Source organism: Salinicola socius, assembly GCF_001937195.1.
GTDB classification, from domain to species: domain Bacteria; phylum Pseudomonadota; class Gammaproteobacteria; order Pseudomonadales; family Halomonadaceae; genus Salinicola; species Salinicola socius.
This window is the reverse complement of sequence record NZ_MSDO01000011.1, coordinates 169,668-190,390: the sequence shown is the minus strand read 5'-3', so window position 1 is coordinate 190,390 and position 20,723 is coordinate 169,668. Positions and strand designations below refer to the sequence as shown.

Annotated in this window: 14 protein-coding genes; 11 read left to right on the top strand and 3 right to left on the bottom strand. The window is 62.1% G+C overall.

Annotated elements, in window-relative coordinates:
- The coding region (locus BTW07_RS09920; RefSeq protein WP_144076886.1) for an Ig-like domain-containing protein at positions 1–3,908 on the bottom strand (3,908 nt) is incomplete at its 3' end.
- A gap of 515 nt (positions 3,909–4,423) precedes the next feature.
- Here BTW07_RS09920 and BTW07_RS09915 point away from each other — a divergent pair.
- The 7 genes from BTW07_RS09915 (at position 4,424) to BTW07_RS09885 (ending at position 12,106) form a co-directional block, all read left to right on the top strand.
- Entirely contained in the window at positions 4,424–5,050 is a 627-nt protein-coding gene (locus BTW07_RS09915; protein ID WP_075570010.1) for an NUDIX domain-containing protein, read from the top strand.
- Between the two features lie 110 nt (positions 5,051–5,160).
- Positions 5,161–5,607, top strand: coding sequence for a DUF1249 domain-containing protein (locus BTW07_RS09910; protein ID WP_075570009.1), 447 nt, complete (start codon positions 5,161–5,163; stop codon positions 5,605–5,607).
- Positions 5,607–6,329, top strand: a complete 723-nt coding sequence (locus tag BTW07_RS09905; protein ID WP_075570008.1) for a phosphodiesterase — start codon at positions 5,607–5,609, stop codon at positions 6,327–6,329. The genes BTW07_RS09910 and BTW07_RS09905 overlap by 1 nt, the downstream gene beginning before the upstream one ends.
- A gap of 140 nt (positions 6,330–6,469) precedes the next feature.
- A complete protein-coding gene (gene cysD / locus BTW07_RS09900) occupies positions 6,470–7,393 on the top strand; it encodes a sulfate adenylyltransferase subunit CysD (RefSeq protein ID WP_075570007.1) in 924 nt (307 codons plus the stop codon).
- Positions 7,394–8,851 (top strand): sulfate adenylyltransferase subunit CysN, encoded by a 1,458-nt coding sequence (cysN, locus tag BTW07_RS09895; RefSeq protein WP_075570006.1) that lies wholly within the window; start codon positions 7,394–7,396, stop codon positions 8,849–8,851.
- 123 nt (positions 8,852–8,974) lie between these two features.
- Positions 8,975–9,886, top strand: a complete 912-nt coding sequence (gene epsC / locus BTW07_RS09890; protein WP_075570005.1) for a serine O-acetyltransferase EpsC — start codon at positions 8,975–8,977, stop codon at positions 9,884–9,886.
- Positions 9,887–10,030: 144 nt separating this feature from the next.
- Complete coding sequence (locus BTW07_RS09885) at positions 10,031–12,106, top strand: LTA synthase family protein (protein WP_075570004.1); 2,076 nt, start codon at positions 10,031–10,033, stop codon at positions 12,104–12,106.
- 28 nt (positions 12,107–12,134) lie between these two features.
- Here BTW07_RS09885 and cmoB read toward each other — a convergent pair whose 3' ends face one another.
- Positions 12,135–13,145: a tRNA 5-methoxyuridine(34)/uridine 5-oxyacetic acid(34) synthase CmoB gene (cmoB, locus tag BTW07_RS09880; protein WP_075570003.1), complete on the bottom strand. Its 1,011-nt coding sequence runs from the start codon at positions 13,143–13,145 to the stop codon at positions 12,135–12,137.
- Complete coding sequence (cmoA, locus tag BTW07_RS09875) at positions 13,138–13,917, bottom strand: carboxy-S-adenosyl-L-methionine synthase CmoA (RefSeq protein WP_075570002.1); 780 nt, start codon at positions 13,915–13,917, stop codon at positions 13,138–13,140. The genes cmoB and cmoA overlap by 8 nt, the downstream gene beginning before the upstream one ends.
- Positions 13,918–14,036: 119 nt before the next feature.
- Here cmoA and pgi point away from each other — a divergent pair, with 119 nt between their 5' ends.
- From pgi to parC, 4 genes are all read left to right on the top strand, one after another.
- Positions 14,037–15,686: a glucose-6-phosphate isomerase gene (gene pgi / locus BTW07_RS09870; protein WP_075570001.1), complete on the top strand. Its 1,650-nt coding sequence runs from the start codon at positions 14,037–14,039 to the stop codon at positions 15,684–15,686.
- A 25-nt stretch (positions 15,687–15,711) separates the two neighbouring features.
- On the top strand, positions 15,712–16,356 hold the full coding sequence (locus BTW07_RS09865) for a YqiA/YcfP family alpha/beta fold hydrolase (RefSeq protein ID WP_075570000.1): 645 nt from the start codon (positions 15,712–15,714) through the stop codon (positions 16,354–16,356).
- A gap of 190 nt (positions 16,357–16,546) precedes the next feature.
- Positions 16,547–18,427: a DNA topoisomerase IV subunit B gene (parE, locus tag BTW07_RS09860; protein ID WP_075569999.1), complete on the top strand. Its 1,881-nt coding sequence runs from the start codon at positions 16,547–16,549 to the stop codon at positions 18,425–18,427.
- Position 18,428: 1 nt separating this feature from the next.
- On the top strand, positions 18,429–20,681 hold the full coding sequence (gene parC, locus BTW07_RS09855; protein ID WP_075569998.1) for a DNA topoisomerase IV subunit A: 2,253 nt from the start codon (positions 18,429–18,431) through the stop codon (positions 20,679–20,681).
- The last annotated feature ends 42 nt before the right edge of the window (positions 20,682–20,723 follow it).

Below are 20,723 nucleotides of genomic sequence, written 5' to 3'. Positions count from 1 at the left end.
GTCAGATCGACCGTCACGACACCGAGGTTGGCCGTCTCGCCGGTGTTGCCCGCGGCATCGGTCTGACGCACCTGCACGGCGTCGGCGGCATAGTCGCCTTCCGGCAGTTCGAAGCTGGCACCCATGCCGGTCGTCCAGCTATCGCCGCCATCGGTGGAATATTCCCACGTTGCCCCGCCTTCGAGGCCACCGACGTTGATGGTGGCGTCGCTGGTGATGCCGTCACCGTCGATGGCGGTATCGTCGGCCAGCGTTGCGGTCGGGGCATTGGGCGCAGCCGTATCGAGCGTGGTGGTATCGGTGACCGTGCCGGTGTTGCCGGCGGCATCGGTCACGGAGAGGGTGGCTGTCAGTTCGCCGTCGACGAGACCCGACAGGTCCACGCCGCTGACCGTCAAGTTACCGTCGGCATCGACGGCGATATCCGCGGGATCGACAGTAACGGTATTGCCGCTGGCGTCACTGATGATCAGCGAGCTCACGGTCGCATCGCTTTCGATGCTGCCGCTCAAGGTGACGTTGCCGGCCTCGTCGACGTTCAGGAAGCCGTCGCCGCCATCATTGATCGCGATGCCGTTATCACCCGCGTCTGGCGCCGTTTCGTCCAGCGTCAACGTGAAGCTCGGACTGTCCGGAGAGACGTTGCCGGCCGCATCGGTTGCTGTGGCAGTAAAGGTGACATCGCCTTCACCGAGAGTTTCCGGTATGTACGACCAGTTGCCGTCACCGTCCGCGGTGACGCTGCCGAGTACCGTGCCGTTGGCCGAGATCGTCACCGTGGCGTTGGCTTCGGCGGTGCCGGTCAGCGCCGGGGTAGTGTCATTGGTGCTATCACCATCGCCTAGCGTGCCAGTCGGATCGACATCGTCCGTAGCGCTGTCGATCGTCGGCTCGTCCGGTGGCGTCGTGTCGATGACGACGGCGTAGGGTGAACTGGCCTCCGATGTCTGACCGGCCGGATCGATCGACCTCGCCATGAAGGTCGTATTGCCTTCCGCCAGACGGCTGAAGATTCTGAAGCTCCAATTACCGAAGCCGTCGGCTTGAGTCGTGCCGAGCATCTGCATTCCATCGCCGGCGTCGGCCCAGATCTGGACGGTATTGGTCGCTTCGGCGGTGCCTACTAGCGTCGGGTTGGCATCATTGGTCGTATCGCCATCATCGACGCTTCCCGTTCCCGGCTCTATCGCATCGATCGAGGTAATGATGACGGGCTCGGAAGGCGGCAGCGTATCTTCCAGATCGGCGTCGACAACGGCACTGCCTGGCTCGCTGACGTTACCGGCGGCGTCCGTGGCGATCGCGGTAAAGGTGCTGTCGTCTGGTAGCGGCGTATCCGGGGCGAATGACCAGTTGCCATTGATATCCGATGTTACCGTAGCGATGGTGTCGCCCTCTTCATCGGTGAGGGTGACGCTGCTGCCCGCCTCGGCACTGCCAGTCAGAATTTCGCCATTCGTAGGATCGACAATCGGCGTGGCAGGGGGCTGGGTGTCGATGGTCAAGGTGAAGGGGGCACTTTCGTCCGACACATTACCGGCGCTATCGGTGGCTGTGACGGTAAAGCTGTACTCGCCATCGTCGAGCGCGTCAGGCGTATAGGACCAGCTGCCGTCATCGTCGGCGATGACGGTGCTCAGCTCGTCGTCCCCGGAATAGATCGTCACCACGCTGCGCGCTTCGGCACGACCGCTCAATGTCGGTGTGGCGTCATTGGTGCTGTCGCCATCATCGAGTTGGCCGGTCTGGGGGGCAACGTCGTCGCTGGCCGCCGCGATGGTCGGCGTGACCGGCGGCGTGTCATCGTCGAGATCGCCATCGACGGTGGTCGTCGCGGGTTCGCTGACGTTGCCGGCGGCGTCTGTCGCGGTTGCGGTCACATCCGTGCCGTCATCCAGCGGTTGCTCGGGCTGGAACGACCAGTTGCCGTTGTCGTCGGTGATCGCGGAACCGATCGGATCGCCGTCTCCGCCGGTCAGGGTGACGGTGCTTCCTGGCTCGGCGGTGCCGGTCAGGAGGGTGCCATCGGTTGGGGAAAGCGTCGGCGCATTCGGTGCCATCGTATCGATGCCGAGCGTGAACGGGGCGCTGGCATTCGACACATTGCCGGCACCGTCGGTGGCGGTCACCGTGAAGGTGGTATCGCCATCGTCGAGGTTGGCGGTCGTGAACGACCAGTTACCCTGGGCGTTGGCCGTGGTTGTTCCGATCTCTTCGCCGTCGGCGAAGATCGTCACCGTACTGCCGGCTTCAGCGCGGCCGGTCAGGCGGGGTGTGGGGTCATTGGTGCTGTCGCCATCATCGAGTTGGCCGGTCTGGGGGGCAACGTCGTCGCTGGCCGCCGCGATGGTCGGCGTGACCGGCGGCGTGTCATCGTCGAGATCGCCATCGACGGTGGTCGTCGCGGGTTCGCTGACGTTGCCGGCGGCGTCTGTCGCGGTTGCGGTCACATCCGTGCCGTCATCCAGCGGTTGCTCGGGCTGGAACGACCAGTTGCCGTTGGCGTCGGTGATCGCGGAACCGATCGGATTGCCGTCTCCGCCGGTCAGGGTGACGGTGCTTCCTGGCTCGGCGGTGCCGGTCAAGAGGGTGCCATCGGTGGGATCGATAGCGGGGGCATCGGGTGCCAGCGCGTCGATGGTCGTGGTAACCGGCTGGCTCTCGTTACCGGCGGCGTCTGTGGCAGTTGCGGAAACTTCCGTACCATCGGGTAGCGGCTCGCTCGGCGTGAATGACCAGTTACCCTCTCCGTTCGCGGTGGTATCACCAATGGCGTTGCCATCTCCGTCGGTCAGGGTGACGGTGCTCCCCGGCTCGGCGGTGCCGGTCAGCGTTTCCCCATTCGAGAGATCGATGGTGGGGGCGTCCGGCGCGGAGGCATCGATGGTGCCAGTCGTTGGCTGGCTGGTATTGCCGGCGGGGTCCTGGGCGACGACGTCGATGTCGGTGCCGTCGGGCAGCGGTTCCTCGGGTGTGAACGTCCAGTTGCCGTCGTCGCCGGTAATGGTCTCGCCGACGGGATTGCCGTCGCCGTCGGTAATGATGATGGTGCTGCCAGGTTCGGCTTCACCGCTGATGGTTTCGCCGTTGGATGGATCGAGTGTCGGCGCATCCGGTGCGGAGGCATCGATGGTGCCAGTCGTTGGCTGGCTGGTATTGCCGGCGGGGTCCTGGGCGACGACGTCGATGTCGGTGCCGTCGGGCAGCGGTTCCTCGGGTGTGAACGTCCAGTTGCCGTCGTCGCCGGTAATGGTCTCGCCGACGGGATTGCCATCGCCGTCGGTAATGATGATGGTGCTGCCAGGTTCGGCTTCACCGCTGATGGTTTCGCCGTTGGAAGGATTTATCGCGGGCGCGTCGGGTGGCGTCGCATCGTCCTCGTTATCGCTGTCATCGGCATCCTCCGGTGGGGTATCGTCGTCATCGTCGCTACCGCCGCCGCCACCGCCTCCAGCGGCGACGGCACCAGCGGCCAGCGCACCACCGCCGATGGCAGCCCAGCCCAACGGCGTGACCCCGAGGCCCTCTCCACCTTCTCCGGCAGCGGTAACCGGCTCGAATACGCCGAATTCATTTTGTGGAATGTAGTCGGCGGCAATGAAACCGTCGCTACTGGCTGGGCCGAGGTCAGCCCAGATCAGTTCCTGATCTTCGCCGGTCAAATAGAGTTGGCTCTCCAGGTTCCCGTCCGCACCGTAGAAATTTTCGATGCGAATGACCTGTCCATCAGTCGTTCTGACCAGGAGATCATCGCCATCTCGCTGCAGTGTCTGCACGTCGTCGGGAGAAAGACTCAGCAGCACTTTCCTGGGCTGCTCCAGGGCAATCGTACCGTCAGTTCCAACGGCGGAAGCAGGTGCTGCGGCAACGTCTTCGTTAAGCGCGCTGACTTTTGCGGAAATGGCCATGAGTCTCTCCCTGCCTGAACGTTCTATCGCTAGAACCAGGACGTTGTACGCGTATGGGTGTTTAAAGGTGATTATTCTGGTGTTTACGTATGAATAGGAGAGAAGGTTATTGATTGCAAATCGTTAACGCTGTTGACAATTGAATTTATTTTATTTTTCTAAAATATTTAAAGATATCAATAGCTTAATTTATCTGCATGATTGCATTGTTAGACTTTTTGTCTATCGCCCTAAGTGCATTTAGTGTCCTTAAGTTAATACTGGACAACTTTTAACAATACTGAAGATAGGGTCTGTGAATTAAATATATAAATGTCTAGGTGCATGAATGGCGCACCTCAGCCTTGCCTAGTTCCGCATTCAGGCGTTGCCTAATTCCGGTTCGAGCCGCCGTGACTGGGGAGGGTCGTGCCGCCGGACGCATGGCCCTCCTCCCATGGGCGAATCAGGCCGGCACCGGTTGGAATCGATCCGCGGTGCCGCAATAATGAGGCTCTCATCCGAAGGAGCCGCTCATGGATCGCAAGATTGCGCCGGTCAATCGCTTCGATGCCAAAGATGTCGATCGAATCGAAGATCAGCAGCTGTACTCAGGATTCTTCGATCTGGAGAAGCGCCGGCTGCGTCATCGGCAGTTCAACGGCGAGTGGAGCGAGCCTGTCGATCGCGAGGTTCACGTTCGCCGGAATGCGGTGGGGGTACTACTCTATGACCCGTCTCTGGATCGGGTCGCGCTGGTCGAGCAGATTCGCGCAGGCGCCCTCGAAGACCCGATATCGCCGTGGAAGCTGGAGCCCGTTGCCGGCCTGGTGGAACCCGGCGAAACCCCAGCGGACGTGGCACGTCGCGAGGCGTTGGAAGAAGCGGGGTGCGAAATCGGGGAGTTGATCGAGCTTCATCGCTACTATCCCAGCCCTGGTGCCTGTACCGAGCAGGTCACGCTGTTCTGTGGTTTGATCGACAGCACGGGACTCGGCGGCATACACGGTGTGGAAGATGAAAACGAAGATATTCTGGTTCACGTCATGTCGTATCCCGAAGCGTGGGATCGATTGATGGCGGGACAATTGGACAATGCCATGGCGTTGATCGGCTTTCACTGGCTGGCGCGAGAGCGTGCCACGCTGAGAGCCAGGGCCTGACACGAGAGGGCGGCAGTACCGTTGTTGTCGCAGGTCGTCGGTCATCAAGAGCGGCAGTTGCCCCCGATACTCGAGCTAGACTAGAGGCCGTCATGCGCCAGGAGAACTGCATGAGAAAGACCGCTTACGTTACGGATCTCAAGACGCTCCAGGCAGAATGCAGCAGTAACTATCTGCGGCTTTGCCGTCTGGTCATGGACATGGAGCCTGGTGAAATCAAGGAAGTGCCGCTCGCCGGTGAGCATGCGCGCTTCGGCACGCTGTGGTTCGAGGTCCTCGAGCAGGCGCCTTACACCACGGTCGCACGAGTTTCCCAGACCGGCGTGCTGGACAGTTTCGTCGATTCACCGCGAATGACGGTGCATCTGTACCATGATGCGGATATGGCGGAAGTGACCGATTTTCAACGCCAGCGCCATTTTCAGGGGCGTTATCGTTATCCCAACCCCCAGATGCACCAGCCAGACGAGAAACTGCAGATCAACCGTTTCCTGGGGGAGTGGCTACAGCACGGGCTGGCGCACGGCCATGCCGCCAACGTGCCGGAAACGCCCTGATGCGACTGGTTCAGATTACGGATTGTCATCTGCTGGCAGACCCTGAAGGAACGTCGCGCAAGGGAACGCCGCTACGCCAGCTGCATGCCATCGTCGATCGTGCAAAAGCGATTCGGCCGGACATCGTGCTGGTGACCGGCGACATTGCCCAGGACGAGACGCCCGCCGCCTATCGGCATGCCAGGCGGGCCTTTGCGACATTGGGGTGTCCGTGGTTCTGGATCCCCGGCAATCATGATCAGCCCGAACTCATGGATGAGTGTCATCCCTTCCATGAAGACCTCGACCTTGGCGATTGGCGGGTGTTGCTACTCAATTCTCGCATCAGCGGTCAGCCGGGAGGGGAGCTGGGGCAGGACCAGTTGCAGCGATTGGCATGGCAGTTGGAGGCGGATGAACGGCCAACGCTGATTGCGCTGCACCATCCGCCGCTGGAAGTCGGCTCTGTATGGATGGATGCCATCGGGTTGAAGGATCGCGATGCGCTGTGGCAGACATTGGCTCCCTATCCGCAGGTCAGGGCATTGTTTTGTGGCCACATTCATCAGGCGTTCGCTGCCTGGCAGGGTCTCGTGGCCGTTTATGGGTGCCCGTCGACTTCGGACCAGTTTCTGCCGAGAAGCCACGAATTCGCCACCGACGAGGCGTCCCGGCCCGGTTTGCGGGTCGTCGATCTACGCGGGAAGACTCTGGCGACCTGGGTCGAGCGGGTCGATCTCTAGCCGGTTATAACTAAAAACGCTTTTTGGATCATTTTTGATTCTTTGACGTTATTACCAATGTCTCGCTAGGGTTTGCCTTCAAAGAAGCCCATATTCTGTTCTGCCATCTGATTTCAGAGGGCGACCGTGAGACATCGATCATGACAGCTCCTATCGTCAGCGCTCAGCGCCAGACTCATCTCAAGCAGCTCGAGGCCGAGTCCATCCATATCATCCGCGAGGTCGCCGCCGAGTTCGGCAACCCGGTGATGCTGTACTCCATCGGCAAGGACTCCTCGGTGATGCTGCACCTGGCGCGCAAGGCGTTCTATCCCGGTCCACCGCCGTTTCCGCTGATGCACGTCAACACCACCTGGAAGTTCAAGGAGATGATCGAGTTCCGCGATCGGATGGCCGCGGACGTCGGGATGGAACTGATCGAGCATATCAACGAGGAAGGGCGAGCCGCCGGCATCAATCCGTTCGATCACGGTAGCGCCAAGTACACCGATATCATGAAGACCCAGTCGCTCAAGCAGGCGCTGGACAAGTATGGCTTCGATGCGGCTTTCGGCGGTGCCCGGCGCGATGAAGAAGCTTCCCGTGCCAAGGAGCGCGTCTACTCGTTCCGTGACAAGCATCACCGCTGGGATCCCAAGAACCAGCGTCCGGAGCTGTGGAATCTCTACAATGGCAAGGTCAACAAGGGCGAGTCGATCCGCGTGTTCCCGCTCTCCAACTGGACCGAGCTGGATATCTGGCAATACATCTATCTCGAATCGATTCCCATCGTTCCGCTCTACTACTCCGCACCGCGTCCGGTGGTCGAGCGCGACGGCATGCAGATCATGGTCGACGACGACCGGCTGCCGCTGGAACCCGGCGAGGTTCCCGAAGAGAAGTGGGTGCGCTTCCGCACGCTGGGCTGCTACCCGTTGACCGGCGCGGTGGAATCCAGGGCCGCCACGCTGCCCGAAATCATTCAGGAGATGTTGCTGACGCGCACCTCCGAGCGCTCCGGACGTGCCATCGATCGTGATCAGGTGGGTTCGATGGAGAAGAAAAAACGCGAGGGGTACTTCTAGATGTCTCATCAATCCACGCTGATCGCCGACAACATCGGACAGTATCTCAAAGAGCACGAGCAGAAAGATCTGCTGCGCTTCATCACCTGCGGCAGTGTCGATGACGGCAAGTCGACCCTGATCGGGCGACTGCTGCACGATTCCAAGATGATCTACGAAGATCAGCTGGCCGCGATTACGCAGGCTTCCAAGACCAGCGGTACCACCGGTGACAAGGTCGATCTGGCGCTGCTGGTGGATGGTCTGCAGTCGGAGCGCGAACAGGGCATCACCATCGATGTCGCCTACCGTTTCTTCTCCACCGACAAGCGCAAGTTCATCATCGCCGACACCCCGGGCCACGAGCAGTACACCCGTAACATGGCTACCGGCGCCTCGACTGCGAGCCTGGCGGTGATCCTGATCGACGCCCGCTACGGCGTGCAGGTACAGACCCGGCGTCACAGCTTCATTGCCGATCTGCTGGGAATTCAGCATCTGGTGATCGCGGTCAACAAGATGGACCTGGTCGATTACTCGCAGGCACGCTTCGACGAGATCGTCGCCGATTATCGTGAGTTTGCCGAGAAGCTGGACGCCAGAGACATCCGTTTCGTGCCGATGTCGGCGCTGGACGGCGACAACGTCGTCAACCGTAGCGAGCATATGCCCTGGTATCGCGTCGATGGTGCGCCGGGTCCCGCGATGCTCGAGCTGCTCGAGAGCGTCGAGGTCGTGCACGACAGCAACCTTTCCGATCTGCGGCTGCCGGTGCAGTACGTCAATCGGCCCAATCTCGATTTCCGAGGCTACTGCGGCACGCTGGAAGCCGGCATCCTGCGCCCCGGCCAGGCGGTGAAAGTGCTGCCATCGGGCAAGCTCTCCACCATCGATCGTATCGTGACTTTCGATGGTGATCTGGAGGAAGCCTACCCCGGCCAGGCGATCACGGTCACCTTGCAGGACGAGATCGATATCTCGCGGGGTGACTGGCTGGTGGCGGCCGATGCCGAGGTCGCGCAGTCCAGCGCGCTGGCAGCCGATATCGTCTGGATGCACGATAACGCTCTCGAACCGGGTCGCCTCTACGACTTCAAGATCGGCACCCAGGAGATCGCCGGCCGGATCGCCGCGATCGATTACCAGATCGACGTCAATACGCTCGAGCATCACCAAAGTGACAGCTTGCCGCTCAACGCCATCGGTCGCTGCCGAGTCGAGCTGACCGCCAGCGTACCGCTGGATGACTACCGCAAGAGCCCCGGTACCGGCAGCTTCGTGGTGATCGATCGGCTGACCAATATCACGGTGGGAGCAGGTCTGATTCGGGGAGCGATCGAAGGCGCCTCGTCCACTGAGGAAGTCGACTGGCAGGCATTCGAGATCGAATTCAATGCATTGATTCGAAAGCACTTCCCGCATTGGGAAGCGAAGGACATGGGCGAATTGCTGAAAGGCGTCACCCGCAAGGCCCGATAGGGGATAAACAGGAGAAAGTGGCGGTATCGGCGCGATGCGCGGCTGACGTTTGGCCCAGCCACCACCGGGTGTATCATGTCGCTCCGGCCCGACGCTTGCGTCAGCGATTGAAAGGAATTCCCCATGCAGCACGTCAACTGGCAGCTCGACGGTATCGTGTCCCAGCTACGCGCCACTCGCGAACAGTGGCGCGCCCAGAACGGTCGGGAAAAAGAGAAGGGCTGTCGTGAGCTGCCGTCGCGGCATCGCATTCGGGAAACCCTGGAGTGCCTGAGCGGGGCGATCTTTCCGATGCGGCTCGGTCCTTCCGATCTGCGCAAGGAGAGCGAAGACTTTTACGTCGGCCACACCCTGGACCGGGCGCTCAATGCGCTGCACGAGGAAGTGCTGCTCGAACTGCGCTACATGTCGCGGCTCGACGGCAGCCCGGATTCCGACCATCAGGCGGTGGCAACGCAGATCATTCAGGGCTTCGCGGACGGCCTGCCGAGTCTGCGCCGTCGTCTCGACGGCGATGTCATGGCGGCGTTCTACGGCGATCCTGCGGCACGCAGTGTCGACGAGGTGTTGCTCTGCTACCCCGGCGTCCACGCGGTGATCTATCACCGCATTGCCCACTATTTCTATCAGGCGGGGGCCGGGCTGGTGGCACGAATCATCGCCGAGTTGGCCCACTCCGATACCGGTATCGATATTCATCCCGGTGCCCAGATCGGCGAGGGCTTTTTCATCGATCACGGTACCGGCGTTGTGATCGGCGAAACCGCGATCATCGGCAATCGCGTACGGCTCTATCAGGCGGTCACGCTTGGTGCCAAACGCTTTCCGGCGGACGAGAAAGGGCATCTCGAGAAAGGCCTGCCGCGTCATCCCATCGTCGAGGACGACGTGGTCATCTACGCGGGCGCCACGATTCTGGGGCGTATCACGGTGGGCAAGGGATCGATTATCGGCGGCAATGTGTGGCTGATCTGCAGCGTGCCTGAAAATAGCAACATCACCCAGGCCAATATTCAGTCAGGGCCCTGCCCCTGAGACAGCAGTTACGAATCTGGAATCACGACGCGCGGCTTTTGCCGCGCGTCGTCGTTTGGGGCATCGCGTTCCGAATCGATCAGCGCATCGTCAAGTATGGTCGGGGTCGGTATAGTGAGCGCGCGCTCCATGTCGAGATGACTCATGCAGAACGATTTCATGACGAGAACGCGCTGGCAGCAGTGGCGTGAAATGAACCGGCAGGTCTGGCGTTTGGGCCTTATCGGTATCGTGACGCTGGCCCTGATGCGCTTGGCGTTGTGGCAACTCGAAGCACCACCTGCATTGGATGTGCCTGCGGGCGAAATTGGCAGCGCGTTCTGGATGGGACTGCGATTCGACGCCAAGACGATGGCAACGCTGCTTGGACCCTGGCTGCTGCTGGCAACGGCGCTGTTGCCGCTGCCACGAGTCTTCATCGCGACGTGGCGACGATTGTGGCTGGCCTGGGCCATCGTTGTCATGGTGCTGGTCAATCTTCTGGCGCTGATCAACCACTTCTACTTCAGCTTTTACCAGGGCCCGATCAATGTCTTGATCTTCGGCCTGTTCGAGGATGATACCCAAGCAGTCCTGCAGACTATCTGGCGCGATTATCCGGTACTGCTCCTGCTTATCGCGTTGATCGGCATGACGGGGACTCAGATGGCATTGATGCGCCGCGGTCACCGGCGCCAGCGGCGTCGGCTCGGCTGGCGCCGGGCGAGCTTTCTCGCTGTCCTGTCGCTCGTCGCGCTGGTCGGCCTGGGGCGAGGTAGTCTGGGCGCCTTTCCGCTGCGCGAGATGCACATGGCGGTATCGTCGAATGCGTTCGTCAATGATCTGGTGCCAAGCGGCCCGCAGGCATTCTATCTGGCCTGGGGAGAACGTGAGGTGAGTCAGATCGATGACGATCCGCGCTCGGGACTGAAGCGCTACGGGTTTGCCACGCCGATGGAGGCAGCTGCGGCGCTAGGCTGGTCCGGGCTGGAGACGCCGCAGGCGGTAACCGAGCACATGACCGAGAAGACACCCCGCGTCGCGGCCGCAGAGCACCGGTCGCCGCACGTGGTAGTGAGTTTGATGGAGAGCTGGGGACGCCCGCCGCTGGACTTCGACGATCCTGAAAACAACGATCTGCTGGGTCGGCTACGGCCTTGGCTGGAACACAAGGCCGACTACTTCCCCCGCGCACTGTCATCCGGCAACGGCACCCACCCAAGCCTGGAGGGACTGCTCTTCGACACGCCGATTACACCGCTGACGCAGGGCCGCTACGGCTATCGACAGTACTCCACTTCGGCGGTTGAGCCTTACGAGCGCACGGGCTATCGCACTGTCTTCCTGACGTCTGGCTCGGTCCACTGGCGCAATCTCGATGGCGCGCTCAGGCGTCAGGGCTTCGACGAGGTGTTGGGCGAAAATGCGATTCGAGAACGCTTTCCCGAGGCGCGCGGGAGCACCTGGGGGCTCTACGATGAGTGGATGTTCCGCTACGGTGAGGCGTTGTTGAAAGAGGCCGATGCCAAGGGTGAAAAAGTGTTGCTGGTGATGCTGTCGATCACCAACCATCCGCCCTACGAGATCCCAGAGAGTTACACCCCTGCGCCCCTGGATATTTCGCGTCTCGGCGACACCCTGGCGGCCTCGCCCGAACTGGGCGCATCGATTCTCGAGACTTACCAATATGCCAACGACAGCATGGGCGGCTTCCTCGACCACCTCGAGAAAGCCGGGCTCATGGATCATACGCTGTTCGCGGCGACCGGCGATCACAACACCCGGTCGCTGATGAGTTATCCGGACTCCCGGGATCTGTTCGATCAATTCGGCGTACCGATCCTGGTCTGGATACCGCCAGCGTATCGGCAGGGCGGCCAAGCGCAGATCGATGACTGGACCAGCCATCGTGACATTTTCCCGACGCTTTGGGCGCATTCGCTTTCGGAGGCCCAGGTACCCTGGGGCGGGCGTGATCTCTATACGCCGATCGCGTCGCCCATGGCGCTGACATTCAACTACCAGGATGGCGGGGAAGGCGTCATGGTGAGCCAGGCCGGCGCGGTGACGAACCTGACTCAGCCTACCTACTATCGCTGGTCGAGTGGGCTTCTAGAGGCTGAATCCTCGCCCTCAGACGCGCTGCGCGAACAGGCGTTGCGCGCTCGGGCTCGCGTGGGATTGGAAGACTGGCGAATTCGGCGCGAGGCGGTTGCCGCGCCAGAGACAGCGAGTCCCTGAGCGCGCTGGTCGACGCGCGATCGGCGCGCTACCGGGGTTTGCGGGCGATCAGCGTCGCTCTGCGAGGCGCGGGGTAGCCCTCGATCGTTTTCGTACGATCGTGCGGATCCAGAAACTCCGCCAGCGAGTGGAACGTCATCCACTCGGTCGAGCGCTGCTCGTCGAGGGTGGTGACCGTTTCGTCGACGCAACGGACCGATTCGAAGCCGCAGCGTTCGAGCCAGTGAGCCAGCGCTTTCGACGAGGGCAGAAAGTAGACGTTGGGCATGCTGGCATAACGTTCGCCGGGCATGAAGACCGTTTGTGCATCGCCCTCGACCACCAGGGTTTCCAGTACCAGCTCGCCGCCGGGCGCCAGCGCATCTTTCAGCTGCAACAGGTGCTCCAGCGGCGACGGGCGGTGATAAAGCACGCCCATTGAAAATACGGTGTCAAAAGCAGCGAGTTTCTCCGGTACGTCCTCGATCCCCACCGGCAGAAAATGGGTTCGGTAGGCATCGGCGTCACCCACGAAGTGTCGCACGGCGTGGAACTGATAGTAGAAACGCGGGGAGGGATCGATCACCAGCACGAAGGCGGCGCCTGCACCGGCCATGCGCCAGGCGTGATAGCCGTTGCCGCCGCCGACGTCGAGAACCCTGCGCCCGGCCAGCGGTGAAAGGTGCGGCGCGACGCGCTGCCACTTCCAGTCCGAGTGCCATTCGGTGTCGATGGCAATGTCGCCGAGTCGATAGGGGCCTTTGCGCCACGGCATCAGAATTTTCAGCAGGTTCTCGCAGCGTCGGCGATCGGCATCATCGAGTTCGAGTTGCACCGTGACGCTGTCGTCTTGCAGATCCACCGCACGCGTCGTCGGCAGCGCCGGCAATTTGGTCACGGCCTTTTCCCACGCCGGCAGATCGCCATGGCGGCGACGATCGAGCCCGCGCGACAGCTGTTCGGGAAGGCGCGCCAGCCAAGGGGTCAGCTCGTATTCCAGGAACGCGAGGTAGAGTCGGCGTTCGGCGTCCTTGAGCGTATCGGTCGGGGTATCAGCCATCCTTGATCGCGGCCTCGTCTCTGGACGTGGCCTTGTCCTTGAACGCAATCAGGGAGGCGAAGTTGAGGTACTGGAACCAGGTCGTAACTCGTGAAAAACCGGCCTGCGCCAGGCGCTGGTGATGCGCCGCCAGGGTATCCGGCACCAGCACGTTCTCCAGCGCGGTGCGCTTCTGGCTGATCTCCATGTCGCTGTAGCCGTTGGCGCGCTTGAAATCGTGGTAACGCTCGACCAGCCAGGCATTTTCCTGTTCGTCCGGGGCGACGATCTTCTCCGAGAGCACCAGGATGCCGCCGGGCTCGAGTGCTGCGTACAGTCTGGCGATCAAGGCATCGCGATCCGCCGGCGGCAGGAACTGGAGCGTGAAGTTGAGCACGATCATGCCGCTGGGGTGGTAGTCCAACTGGCGGATATCGCCCTCGACGAAGCTTATCCTGTGGTCGGGGCTTTCCGACGCGGCGATTTCGCGGGCCCGCGCGATCATCGTCGGCGAAAGGTCGACCCCGGTCAGTTCGAAAGTCTCGGCAGGCAGGCGTCCGGCCAGCGCCAGGCCCACGGCGCCCAGCGAGCAGCCGAGATCATAGACATGGGCGCCATGGCGCAGATGGCGCTCGGCGAGGACGCCGAACATGCCGAGGATCTGGCCGTAGCCGGGAATCGAGCGCCGGACCATATCCGGAAAGCAGGCCACGACCCGTTCATCGAACGAGAAACTCGCTACGCGATCGAGGGGTGTCGAAAAGATGGCGTCACGGTAAGATGCGTCAATCATTGCCGGAAGATATTCTTAATTGGGAGAGCGTGAAGCGAGCGGAACGCCTTTGATACGCCCGCTGCGACCATAGTGTACGTTTTGCGCCTCTTCGCTGCACGTGACAAGGAGAGCCATAGATGTCGATTCGTGAGACCCAGGCATGGAAAGCGCTCGAGCAGCAGCTCGAAGGGGGCATGCGGGATGTGCATCTGAAGACCCTGTTCCAGCAATCGCCGCGCTTCGAGACGTTCTACCTGGAAGCCGCCGGCATCCAGATGGATCTGTCCAAGCAGCGCTGGACGACAGAGGTGCGGGAGCAGCTGTTCTCGCTGGCACGGGAGGCTGACGTGCCGGCCGCCATTCAGCGGCTGCTGTCCGGCGAGCGGGTCAACCGCACCGAAGATCGCCCGGCGCTGCATACGGCGCTGCGTCTCCCCCGTGATGCCCAGCTCGACGTCGAGGGCGTCGACGTGGTCAGCGAAGTGCACGCCACGCTCGACAAGATGGAAACGCTGGTCAACAAGCTGCTGAACGGGCAATGGCGTGGCGCCACCGGCAAGCCGATCACGGATGTGGTCAATCTCGGTGTCGGCGGTTCCGACCTGGGGCCCTTGATGGTGACGTCGGCGTTGACCGATTTCGAGCCCGATGACGTCTTCGAGGTGTCGACCCATTTTGCCTCCACCATGGACGGCTCGCAGCTGGCGGACTTCCTGAGCTGGCTCAATCCCGAAACCACGATGTTCATCCTGTCGTCGAAGTCGTTCGGCACCATCGACACGCTGTCGAATGCCTCCACGGCACTGGATTGGATCGCGACCCGCCTGGGCGTCGACGAGGCGCTGATCAAGCGCTTCCATTTCGTCGGTGTTTCCACCAAGCCCGAGAAGATGACCGAGTGGGGCATCGATCCGGGTAACCAGCTGCTGTTCTGGGACTGGGTTGGCGGGCGCTACTCGCTGTGGAGTGCGATCGGGTTGCCGATCGCCATCCGTGTCGGCATGGAAAACTTCCGTCAGCTGCTGGCCGGCGCCCACGCCATGGACGAACACTTCCGTACCGCCGATCTGGCGGAGAATCTGCCGGTGCAGCTGGGGTTGATCGGTATCTGGAATGCCAATTTTCTCGATATCCGCTCGCACGCGGTGCTGCCCTACGATGGTCGCCTCAAGCACCTGCCGGGCTACTTCCAGCAGCTGGAAATGGAGTCCAACGGCAAGTCGGTCACCAACGACGACACCGTGGTCGACTACTCCACCTGCCCTGTGATCTGGGGCGAGATCGGGCCCAACGGTCAGCATGCGTTTTATCAGCTGCTGCATCAGGGCACGCAGCCGGTCGCCTGTGATTTCATCGCACCGGTGAATCGTTACAATGATGTCGAAGACGAACGTTTCCGGGACGACCTGATGGCCCAGCATCGGCTGGCATTGGCCAACTGCTTCGCGCAATCCAGGGTGCTGATGCTGGGCGACGATGCCGTGAAGTCCGAAGAGACGCCGCCCAGCTACATGCGCTACCGTGGCAATCAGCCCTCGTCCACATTGATGTTCGACAGCCTCAATCCGGCCACGCTGGGCGCTCTGATCGCGCTCTACGAGCACAAGGTGTTCGTTCAGGGCGTGATCTGGGACATCGACTCGTTCGATCAGTGGGGCGTGGAGCTGGGCAAGAAGATCGCCACCGAGACCGAGGAGATCATCGCCACGCAGAACGGACTGGACTCGCTGGACGACTCCAGCCGCGGATTGATCGAGGCGATCTGGAAAGGCCAGCAGTCCAGGTGAACGTCAGGGGTATCGGGAGGCGGCAATGTTGAACGAGCCGGCGTCTCTCCGGCCCGCCAGGGCGCTGCTGTATCTGCACGGTTTCAACAGCAGCAGCGCCTCCCCCAAGGCGCGCCTGGTCAAGGCGGCCTGCGAGACGCTGGCCCGACATGAGGGGCGGCCGTTCACGTGCCTGACGCCGGATCTGTCGTATCGTCCAGACGTGGCGTATCAGCAAGCCGAAGCGGCACTCGAAACGCTGGGGCGGGAAGAGACGCTACTGGTGGGCAGCTCCATGGGTGGCTTTCTGGCCACGCTGCTGGCGGAACGCCATGGCCTTCGTGCCGTATTGATCAATCCGGCGGTCCAGCCATCCCGCTTCGTGGGGCAATATCTGGGGCAAACGTTGCTCAACGACGCTTCCGGCGAGCATTTCACGATCGACAACAGTTATTTCGATCAATTGGCCGCGCTGCAATGGGACCGCATCGTGCATCCGTCACGCTATCTGCTGCTGCTCGGCAGCGCGGACGAAACGCTGGACTGTCGCGACGCGCTGCGAGCCTACGCGGGCAGCCGCATGCTGATCCACCCTGGTGGCGATCACGGTTTCGATGTTCTGCCCGAGTATCTGCCGACGCTTTTTGCGCACGGTGGCTGGCGGGTTCCTGCGTCGCTCGTGTTGCCTTGACGTCATCGCGGCGACGTCGGGTGGCGAAGCGATACTGTAGATTTGACCAGTAAAGTGTATCATCGGAACCCATTCTGCACGCGGTGGAGATGTCGCGATGTCGGGTCTTGTCTCATGCGACGACGTAGCGATCTCGACCCTGCGACTTTGACCATGCAACTTTGACCCTGTAACCACGGCGAGACCCTGCATGACGCAATACAGTGCCAGTTCCATCGAGGTACTTTCCGGCCTCGATCCGGTCCGCAAGCGGCCGGGAATGTACACCGACACGACCCGTCCCAACCATCTGGTGCAGGAAGTCATCGACAATAGCGTCGATGAAGCGCTGGCAGGACACGCCAACGAGATTCGCGTCGTGTTGCTCGACGACGGCGGGATCGAGGTTTCCGACGACGGCCGCGGCATGCCGATCGACGTGCATCCCGAGCACGGCGTGACCGGGGTGGAACTGATCCTCACGCGACTGCACGCCGGCGGCAAATTCTCCCAGTCGAGCTATCGGTTTTCCGGTGGTCTGCACGGGGTTGGCGTATCGGTGGTCAACGCGCTGTCGACCCGCCTCGAGGTCGAAGTGTGCCGCGAGGGCAATCGCTACGGTATCGCGTTCGAGAAGGGCGAGAAGGTCGAGGAGCTCTCGGTCATCGGCAGTTGCGCCAAACGTGCTACCGGCACCGTCGTGCGGTTCTGGCCGGAAGTGGAGTACTTCGACAGCCCCAGGCTGTCACTGCCGAAGCTGAAACACTTGATGCGCGCCAAGGCGGTGCTCTGTCCCGGCCTCAAGGTGGTGCTCAAGGAAACCGACGGCGCGGAAAGCGTCTGGCAGTACGAAGATGGTCTGCGCGATTACCTGGCTCAGGCGATCGATGGTTTCGAAGTGCTGCCGGCATCACCGTTCACGGGCCATTTCGAGGATGAGGAACAGGGCGTCGACTGGGCCATTCAGTGGTTGCCGGAAGGCGGCGAGCCGGTGCTCGAGTCCTACGTCAACCTGATCCCGACGCCACTCGGGGGCACTCACGTCAACGGCTTTCGCAGCGGTCTGCTCGAGGCGGTACGCGAGTTCTGCGAGTATCGCAGTCTGCTGCCGCGGGGCGTCAAGCTGTCACCGGAGGATCTGTGGGAGAAGGTGTCGTTCGTCCTCTCGATCAAGATGCTCGATCCGCAGTTCGCTGGTCAGACCAAGGAGCGGCTGTCGTCACGCACGGTGGCGGGTTTCGTCTCCGGCGTGGTCAAGGATGCCTTCTCGCTGTGGCTCAACCACCATGTCGACCAGGCCGAGCAGTTGGCCGAGCTGGTGATCAACGCCGCCCAGCGACGCCAGAAGAGCGCCAAGAAGGTGGCGCGCAAGAAGATCACTTCAGGGCCCGCCTTGCCCGGCAAGCTGGCCGACTGCTCCGGCCAGGATCCCGTCTCGAGCGAACTGTTTCTGGTCGAGGGTGACTCCGCCGGGGGCAGTGCCAAGCAGGCGCGCAATCGCGAGACGCAGGCGATCCTGCCGCTGCGCGGCAAGATTCTCAACACCTGGGAAGTCGAATCCGCCGACATCTACAGCTCGCAGGAAGTCCACGACATCGCCGTGGCGATCGGCCTCGATCCGGGCAGCGACGATCTCTCCAAGCTGCGCTACCACAAGGTCTGCATTCTCGCCGATGCCGATTCCGACGGTCTGCACATCGCCACGCTGCTGTGCGCGCTGTTCGTGCGACATTTTCCGGCGCTGGTCGATGCCGGCCACGCTTTCGTCGCCATGCCGCCGCTCTACCGCATCGACCTGGGCAAGGAGGTCTTCTACGCGCTCGACGAAAGCGAAAAGGCGGCAACGCTGAAACGTCTCGAAGGCAAGCGGGGAACACCCAACGTTCAGCGCTTCAAGGGTTTGGGCGAGATGAGTCCGCTACAGCTGCGCGAGACCACCATGGCCACGGATACGCGACGACTGGTCCAGCTGACCCGTGAGCGCGACGACGGCACGCTGGAAATGATGGACATGCTGCTGGCGCGCAAGCGGGCGGGCGACAGAAAGAGCTGGCTGGAAGATTACGGCAACATGGCCGACATCGAGGTTTGAAATGACCATGGATATTCAGGTGGCGGAGGGCGACGTCGAACGCCTTTCGCTCAAGGAGTACACCGAGAAGGCGTATCTCGATTATTCGATGTACGTGATTCTCGACCGCGCGTTGCCGCATATCGGCGACGGCATGAAGCCGGTTCAGCGACGCATCGTCTATGCCATGCGCGAACTGGCGTTGACCGCCAACGCCAAGTACAAGAAGTCGGCGCGTACCGTCGGCGACGTGCTGGGCAAGTTCCATCCCCATGGCGACAGCGCCTGCTACGAAGCGATGGTGCTGATGGCGCAGCCGTTCAGCTATCGCTATCCGCTGGTCGACGGTCAGGGCAACTGGGGTAGCCCGGACGATCCCAAGTCGTTCGCGGCGATGCGCTATACCGAGGCGCGGCTGTCACGGTTCTCCGAGACGCTGCTGGCGGAGCTGGGGCAGGGCACTGTCGACTGGACGCCCAACTTCGATGGCACCATGAACGAGCCGGCGGTGCTGCCGTCGCGGCTGCCGCACGTGCTGCTCAACGGCGGCACCGGTATCGCCGTCGGCATGGCCACCGATATTCCGCCCCACAACGTGGTGGAAGTGGTCGAAGCCACCTGCCATCTGTTGCGCCATCCCGACGCCAGCGTCGCGGATCTGATGCAGTACCTGCCGGCGCCGGATTTTCCCACCGACGCCGAAATCATTTCGCCGCCGGCCGATCTGCGCAAGCTCTACGAGACCGGTCGCGGTTCGGTCAAGCTGCGCGCGCGCTACGAGCGCGAAGACAGCAATATCGTGATCACCGCGGTGCCGTATCAGGTCAGCGGAGCCAAGGTGCTCGAACAGATCGCGGCCCAGATGCAGGCCAAGAAGCTGCCGATGGTCGCGGACCTGCGTGACGAGTCGACCCACGAGACGCCGACGCGGCTGGTGATCGAGCCGCGCTCCAACCGAATCGACGCCGATGGACTGATGGCGCACCTGTTCGCCACCACCGATCTCGAGAAGAGCGTCCGCGTCAATCTCAACGTGATCGCGCTCGATGGCCGGCCGCGAGTGCTGGCGCTGAACGACATGCTCGGTGAGTGGCTGACGTTCCGCCGCACCACCGTGCGTCGACGCCTGGAGCATCGTCTCGGCAAGGTCGAGGATCGTCTGCATCTGCTCGAAGGGTTGCTGATCGCCTATCTGAACATCGATGAAGTGATCCGCATCATCCGCGAGGAGGACGAGACCAAGCCGGCGCTGATGAGCGCGTTCGGTATCACCGAGCGGCAGGCGGAAGCGATTCTGGAGCTGCGGCTGCGCCATCTCGCCAAGCTCGAGGAGATGAAGATTCGCGGCGAGCAGGACGAGCTCGAGGCCGAACGCAAACGTCTCAACAAGCTGCTGGGTTCCGAGGCGGCGATGACCGACCTGGTCGAGAAGGAGCTGCGGGAAGCGGCCGAGGCCTACGGCGATCCCCGCCGCTCGCCGCTGGTCGAACGCAGCGAAGCCAGGGCCCTCTCAGAGGTCGAACTGGTGGGCGCCGATCCGGTCACAGTGGTGCTGTCCGAGAAGGGCTGGATTCGCGCGGCGCGCGGTCACGACATCGACCCCGCCGGGCTCTCCTACAAGGCGGGTGACAGCTTCCAGTTGGCGGCGCGCGGCAAGACCAATCAGCCGCTGGTGCTGCTCGACGATAGCGGTCGCAGCTATACGCTGACTGCCCACAACCTGCCTTCGGCACGCGGCCAGGGTGAGCCGGTGACCGGGAGAATCAATCCGCCGGCCGGCTCGAGCATGGTCGGGCTGATGCTCGACGTGCCCAGCGCGCACTATCTGCTGGCCTCCGATGGCGGCTATGGCTTCGTTGCCAGGCTCGAGGATCTGCTCGGCAAGAACAAGGCCGGCAAGTCGGTGCTCTCGGTACCCAAGGGATGTAACGTGCTGCCACCCAAGGCGATACCGACGGGTGACGGCGTGCGGGTGGCGGCGGTTTCCAACGAAGGGCGTCTGTTGGTTTTCGCGCTGTCGCAGTTACCCGAGATGTCGAAAGGCAAGGGCAACAAGATGATCGACATTCCGGGGGCCAAGGCCGCAAGCCGGGAAGAGTTCGTCCGCGATCTGGTGCTGCTGCCGGAAGGCGCATCGCTGGTCGTGCATGCCGGCAAGCGCAAACAGACGCTGAAGACGGCGGATCTCGAGTACTACACCGGTGAACGCGGTCGCCGTGGCAGCAAGCTGGCACGTGGGTTCCAGAAGGTCGATCGGCTCGAGGTCGAGTGCTGATCGACACTGGATGGCTGCCGGCTCAATCGATAAAGAGAGAGG